At 67.9% G+C, this 5,627-nt stretch carries 6 protein-coding genes; 4 read left to right on the forward strand and 2 right to left on the reverse strand.

Annotated features, from left to right (window positions below; all coding sequences use genetic code 11):
- A partial coding sequence (locus WB508_RS00900) for an ABC transporter permease (RefSeq protein ID WP_423842987.1) occupies positions 1 to 669 on the forward strand: 669 nt, incomplete at its 5' end.
- Between the two features lie 23 nt (positions 670 to 692).
- On the forward strand, positions 693 to 1,331 hold the full coding sequence (locus WB508_RS00905) for a class I SAM-dependent methyltransferase (protein ID WP_423842988.1): 639 nt from the start codon (positions 693 to 695) through the stop codon (positions 1,329 to 1,331).
- Between the two features lie 11 nt (positions 1,332 to 1,342).
- On the opposite strand, the gene WB508_RS00910 is transcribed toward WB508_RS00905, so the two are convergent.
- Positions 1,343 to 3,505 (reverse strand): MMPL family transporter, encoded by a 2,163-nt coding sequence (locus WB508_RS00910; RefSeq protein WP_423842989.1) that lies wholly within the window; start codon positions 3,503 to 3,505, stop codon positions 1,343 to 1,345.
- Positions 3,506 to 3,640: 135 nt separating this feature from the next.
- Between WB508_RS00910 and WB508_RS00915 the strand changes: the two genes are divergently transcribed.
- Positions 3,641 to 4,048, forward strand: coding sequence for a DUF302 domain-containing protein (locus WB508_RS00915; RefSeq protein ID WP_423842990.1), 408 nt, complete (start codon positions 3,641 to 3,643; stop codon positions 4,046 to 4,048).
- Entirely contained in the window at positions 4,041 to 4,322 is a 282-nt protein-coding gene (locus tag WB508_RS00920) for a metal-sensitive transcriptional regulator (RefSeq protein ID WP_423842991.1), read from the forward strand. The genes WB508_RS00915 and WB508_RS00920 overlap by 8 nt, the downstream gene beginning before the upstream one ends.
- 6 nt (positions 4,323 to 4,328) lie before the next feature.
- Here the strand turns inward: WB508_RS00920 and WB508_RS00925 are convergent, their stop codons facing one another.
- Positions 4,329 to 5,348 carry a YncE family protein gene (locus tag WB508_RS00925; RefSeq protein WP_423842992.1) on the reverse strand — a complete coding sequence of 340 codons (1,020 nt, stop codon included), beginning with the start codon at positions 5,346 to 5,348 and terminating at the stop codon, positions 4,329 to 4,331.
- Positions 5,349 to 5,627: the final 279 nt, after the last annotated feature.

A 5,627-nucleotide genomic window follows, 5' to 3' on the forward strand; every position in this document is an offset into this window, starting at 1 on the left:
ACCTTTGAGGACCTGCCGACCTCGTTCTCCGACACCATCGGCAAGGTGCTCGCCGGCGCCGACATGACCACGCCCGAAGGCTGGATGAACGCCGAGACGTTGTCTGCCGTCGCCCCCATGGGCATCATTGCGGTCGCTGTGATCTCGATGGTGCGAGCCGTTGCCGGCGAGGAGCAGGACAAGACGCTCGGCGTCCTGCTGTCTACGCCGGTGTCTCGCACCACCTTCATGCTCGCGAAGGTCACAGCCATGACCGTGCACGCGCTCGCCGTGGTGGCTGGTCTGGCGATCGGCATGGTTGCTGGCTCCGCCATCGGCGATCTCGGACTAACCGCAAGCGGCATTGTCGCCGCGTGCGTGCACCTCGGACTGCTCGGCCTGTTCTTCGGGGGAGTGGCTGCGGTCGTCGGCGCTGCGACGGGAGACCGTCGACTCAGCTCAGCGATCTCAGCGGGGCTGGCCGTGCTGGCATTCGTCATCAGTGCGTTCGCGCCACTGATCGACTCGATCGCCGACGCGGCCCGGATCAGTCCCTGGTACTACTTCGCGGGCAAGAACCCGCTCGTCAACGGGATCGACGTGTCCGATGCCGCGGTCCTCGCGATCGGCTTCGTGGTCCTGACCACCCTTTCGGTGCTCGTTCACCGCCGCCGCGACCTGCGCGGCTGACGCGTGGGTGGAGACTGAGTTGCATGGACATCGCCGTGAAGTGGGACGAGCGGGTCGTCCCGCACCTGGTCGACCTTGCCCTGAGCGACCGGGTGACCGGCGGTTGGCGCGAGCATGTGGCCGCCGGCGCCGAGGGCGACGTGCTGGAGCTGGGCTTCGGATCCGGCACCAACCTGTCCCACTACCGCTCGACCGTCGATCGAGTTCTTGCCGTCGAGCCGTCCGATGTCGCCTGGGAGAAGGCGAGCACGAGCATCGCGTCCTTCGGTCGTCCGGTCGAGCGGGCGGGCCTGGACGGGGCACACCTCGACGTTCCCGACGCGAGCGTCGACGCCGTGGTGTCGACCTGGACCATGTGCACGATTCCTGACCTGTCCAGCGCGCTGGCCGAGGTGCGCCGTGTGCTGCGCCCGGGGGGACGCCTGCACTTCGTCGAGCACTCGCTCGCCCCGAGCGACCGGGTCGCTCGGGTGCAGCGCCGCATCCAGCCGACCTGGGGCCGACTGGCGGGAGGCTGCCACCTCGACCGGGACATCCCGGCCGAACTGGTGGCTGCAGGCTTCGTGGTGCCGGATCTGCGCACCCGCTACGCCTCCCGGCTGTGGCCGGCGCGCCCGTTCGGATGGTTCGTCACGGGCGCGGCCGAGCCGCAGCAGGTCTAGCAGCCCATCGCTCAGCCGTGCGCGAACGTGATGTTCGGCAGCACGCGCTTCAGCCAGGCCGGGACGTGCCAGGCGGCGTGTCCGGTCAGGCGCAGCAGCACCGGGAGCAGCACCAGACGGACCAGGAACGCATCCAGCAGCACGGCCACACCGAGCACGACGCCCATCTCCTTGGGTGGCAACGGGCCAGACAGGGCGAAGGTGAAGAACACCGCCACCATGACGCCGCCGGCGGCGAAGATCACTCGACCGGAGTGCGCCAACGCGCCCACCATCGCCTCGTGCGGATCTCCCGATCGCTCGTAGTGCTCCTTGGCCGACGCGAGCAGGAAGACGGTGTAGTCCATCGCGATCGCGAAGATCATGGCGAAGAAGAACACCGGTGCCCAGGCATCCAGGAAACCCTGACTCTCGAATCCGAGCAGGCCGGCACCCCAGCCCTCCTGGAAGACGAGGCGGGCCACGCCGAAGGCCGCAGCCGTCGACAACAGGCTCACCAGCGTGCCGAGCAGGGAGATCAGCGGCGCCTGCAGTGCAAGGAGCAGCAGCAAGAAGCCGAGCAGGAGCACGACGCCGATGACCAGGGGTGTCGACGTGTCGAGCTGTGACTTCAGGTCGAGGTTCTCGACCGCTGCTCCGCCGATGACCGCCGATTCAGGCAGGTCGGCCCGGAGTCGGTCGACCGTCTCTCCCAGCGCCGGATCAGATGGATCGACGTTCGGGACGGCCTGCAGCATGGCCAGGCCGGAACCGTCGCCGGCTGACTGCGCTGGCATGGTGGCAGCGATGCCGGGGTCGTCTGCAGCGATCGTTCCTGCCGCAGCGGCATCGGCTTCGTCGACGACGATCTGCACCGTTCCGGGCGCGCCGGGTCCGAAGGCTTCTTGCACGCGGTCGTAGCCGACTCGCGCCGAGGCGTCCTCGGGCAGCACCTTGATCGACGGCATGGCCGTCTGCAGGCCCACGACCGGTGCGGCCAGGGCCACCAGGATCACCAGCGAGGCAGCACCCCACGCGACGGGGCGACGCCACAGGCGTTCACCCCAGGCGGCGAACGTGGGAGAGCGGTGCTCGCCGGCCTTTGACCACGGCAGCGAGAACTTGTTGATGCGGTGGTCCAGCTTCGCCAGCACCAGTGGCAGCAACGTGAGCGTGGCGCCGAGCACGAAGACGACCGAGAGCATGATGCCGCCGGCCATCGAGCGGAAGGACGGTGAGGGTACGAGCATCACGGCCGACAACGAGACCAGGACGGTGATGCCGGAGAGCAGGACCGCCTTGCCGGCGGTGTCCATCGTCTCGGCGACGGCATCGCGGGCGGAAAGCCCTGAACCCATGCGGGCTGCGCGATAGCGGGCCACGATCAGCAGTGCGTAGTCGATGCCGAGGGCCAGGGCGAACATCATCGCGAAGTTCATCGCCCAGATGGAGACCGGAATCAGCTCGTTGATGAGCACCAGCGACCCGGCCGAGGCGACCAGTCCGGCCAGCGTCAGGAGCAGGGGGAGTCCGGCCGCGACCAGCGCGCCGAACGCGAGCACGAGGATCGCCAAGGTCACGGGCCACGAGATCATCTCGGACTTGAGCATGGCTTCGAGGTTGGCCTCGTTGAAGTCCGACCAGAGCAACGACGAACCCGTGGGGTTGACCTGGACGCCGTTGCCGGAGAGCTCCTGCAGCGGTTCCTTCAGGTCAGTGGCGGCTCGGACCATCTCGTTGGTGTCGGCCCCGGCGCCTGCCAGGACGATCGCGGTCTGACCATCGGCGGACAGCGTCGCTCCCGGGGTCGGCGGCACGATGTCGGCTATGCGTGCGTCACCTTCGAGGATCGAGGTGGCCTCGGCCAGCACGGTGGCTCCGGCGCCCTCGGTGACGGGACCGTCCTCGCTGTGGACGACCACCTGAATTGCCGAGGAGGCGTTGCCGCCGAAGTGAGTGCGTGCCAGCTCGCGGGCGGCCACGGACTCTGATCCGTCCGCCTGCCATCCGGCACCTGACAGATTCTTCTCGACCTGTGGGGCGAACGCGCCGAGGCCGACGACCAGCAGGAGCCAGGCGACCGTGACGATCCGGGCGTGATGCGTCACCCACACGCCGAGTCGGCCCAGGGGGCCGGGCCGGGAGTGCGGCTGGGTGTCGGGCGGCGTGGCGCGACTTGAGGTCGTGGTGGTCATGGGCTCTCCGGGATGTCGGGAGTGGGCATGGAAGAACCCCTGTGGGGGTTCGCGAATGAGACTAGCATATCCCCCCGGGGGGATGTATAGTCGAGGGTGGGGCGCTGCATGGCGCCGCTGATGCGAGGAGAACACATGACCGACCTGACGATGAAGATCAGCACCGACAAGTCCTATGACGACACAGTTGCTCTCGTGAAGGAGCAGCTCGGCGAGGCTGGGTTCGGCGTGCTCACCGAGATCGACATGAAGGCGACGCTGAAGAAGAAGTTGGACGTCGACATCGAGCCGCAGGTGATCCTGGGCGCCTGCCGACCGCAGCTCGCCCATGCGGCTCTGCAGGTCGACCCCTCCATCGCTGCGCTGCTGCCGTGCAACGTCGTCGTCCGTTCCGACGGCGGTCAGACGGTGATCGAGGCCTTCGACCCCGACGTCATGATCTCGATGTCGCCGAAGGCGACGTCCGAGCTGCGCGACATCGCCGGCGAGGCACGTGCTCGCCTGAGCGACGCCCTCAAAGCCGTGGAGACCTCGGATGCCTGAGACCGACGCGATGAGCCTCGAGCCCGCGGAGATCAAGGCGATCATCACGCGCTTGAAGCGCGCCAACGGACACCTCGCCAGCGTGATCCGCATGATGGAGGAGGGCTCGGACTGCGAGTCGGTCCTCACCCAGCTGGCAGCGGTCAACAAGGCGCTGTCGCGCGCCGGCTACGCGATCGTCGCCACCGGCATGCAGCACTGCCTGACAGACGGTGACGGTCCCGACGGCGTAGATGCCAAGAAGATGGAGAAGCTTTTCCTCGCCCTGGCGTAGACGGCGTCAGCGCTCGATGCGCTGCACGAGACCTTCGGCAGTGCCGGTGACCCACAGCGTCTTGCTGCCCGGGTCGACCGCGACCGTGTCGGCCTGCCTCTCGGTAGCATAGCGGGCGACCACCTTGGGGATGTCCTCAGTGAGGTCCAGCCCGACCAGCTCGTTCTTGGTGATCAACGTGACCCACACCAGGTTGGTCCGGGTGTCGACCGTGATGCCATATGGCCGGTCGCCGAGCGCGATCCGGCCCACCTCCTTGAGCGGGTCGATGTCGTAGATCAGCACGTCGCCGCCGCGGGTGTCAGTCACCGCCAGCCGACCGTCATTCAGCATGACTCCGTGGGTCGGGCCGGCGCCGGCCTGCACTCGGTCGACGCGCACCATGTCGTCGAGGTCGTAGGTCGTGACCGAGTAGTCCTTCACGTCGATCACCACCGCGGTGTTGTCGTCGGTGACGACCCCGCCGGGCTGCAGCAGGTCGTCGAAGGTCTTGCGCACCACTCCTTCGCGCACCACCGAGATGGATCCGCTGAACTCGTTGCCGACCACGAGATCGCCATTGGCGATCGCTGCCGCGTCATGTGGCTGGCGCTCGACGTCGGTGACGCGCGCCTCGCCGCTGGGCAGCGAGACCTCGATGATCTGATTGGCGCTCTCGACCGGCACCAGCACTGGCCCGCCCGGCTTGGCCAGCTGTAGGTGTCGAACCTTGCCCGGCATCGGCACCGACGTCTCGACCCGTAGCGTCGTGGGGTCGAGGAGAAGGATCCGGAACGGGTTGCGCACGGCCACGACCAACAGATCGGAGGTCGCGTCATAGACGATGCCCTGCGGCAGGTCGCCCACCCGGACGGACTCGCCGGCGACCTTCGTCGAGACCTCTGGCGCACGGCCGGGCTCGGCAGCCTTGTTGCTGACGGCTTCCTCGGCGCTGCTGCAGGCCGCCGCGAGCAGGGCGGCCACGGCGAGGAACGCGCCGATCCGGACCTGGCTTCGGCGGTGGGCGTGCTGCCGTGAGGTGGTCATGTCACGAGTCTGCCGTGTGGCCCATCGCTGCGCCGACCAGACCGGTGCGTCCCGGTAGTCCATCGGAACCATTTCGCGGGTGTGACTGTTTTTGCCGGGGTTCGGCACCTACTCTGAAGGATGAAGGCCGCCTGCCTCCGGGCGCCCATCGACCATCTCAGGAGCACCCATGCTGGAACCTTTCGAGGCCTCCATCCTGGACGACACTGCGCTCGACGAGATCGAGATGACCACCCGCCTGATGATCGCGGCGTCCGCGTGCCCGCGGCGCCTGTCGCA

This window comes from Aeromicrobium sp. (assembly GCF_049586495.1).
Taxonomy (GTDB): Bacteria; Actinomycetota; Actinomycetes; order Propionibacteriales; family Nocardioidaceae; genus Aeromicrobium.

Bases quoted from the DNA above. Each gene is read 5' to 3' on its own strand.
- WB508_RS00905 (WP_423842988.1), top strand. From the start codon at position 693: ATGGACATCGCCGTGAAGTGGGACGAGCGGGTCGTCCCGCACCTGGTC.
- WB508_RS00910 (WP_423842989.1), bottom strand. From the start codon at position 3,505: ATGACCACCACGACCTCAAGTCGCGCCACGCCGCCCGACACCCAGCCG.
- WB508_RS00915 (WP_423842990.1), top strand. From the start codon at position 3,641: ATGACCGACCTGACGATGAAGATCAGCACCGACAAGTCCTATGACGAC.
- WB508_RS00920 (WP_423842991.1), top strand. From the start codon at position 4,041: ATGCCTGAGACCGACGCGATGAGCCTCGAGCCCGCGGAGATCAAGGCG.
- WB508_RS00925 (WP_423842992.1), bottom strand. From the start codon at position 5,348: ATGACCACCTCACGGCAGCACGCCCACCGCCGAAGCCAGGTCCGGATC.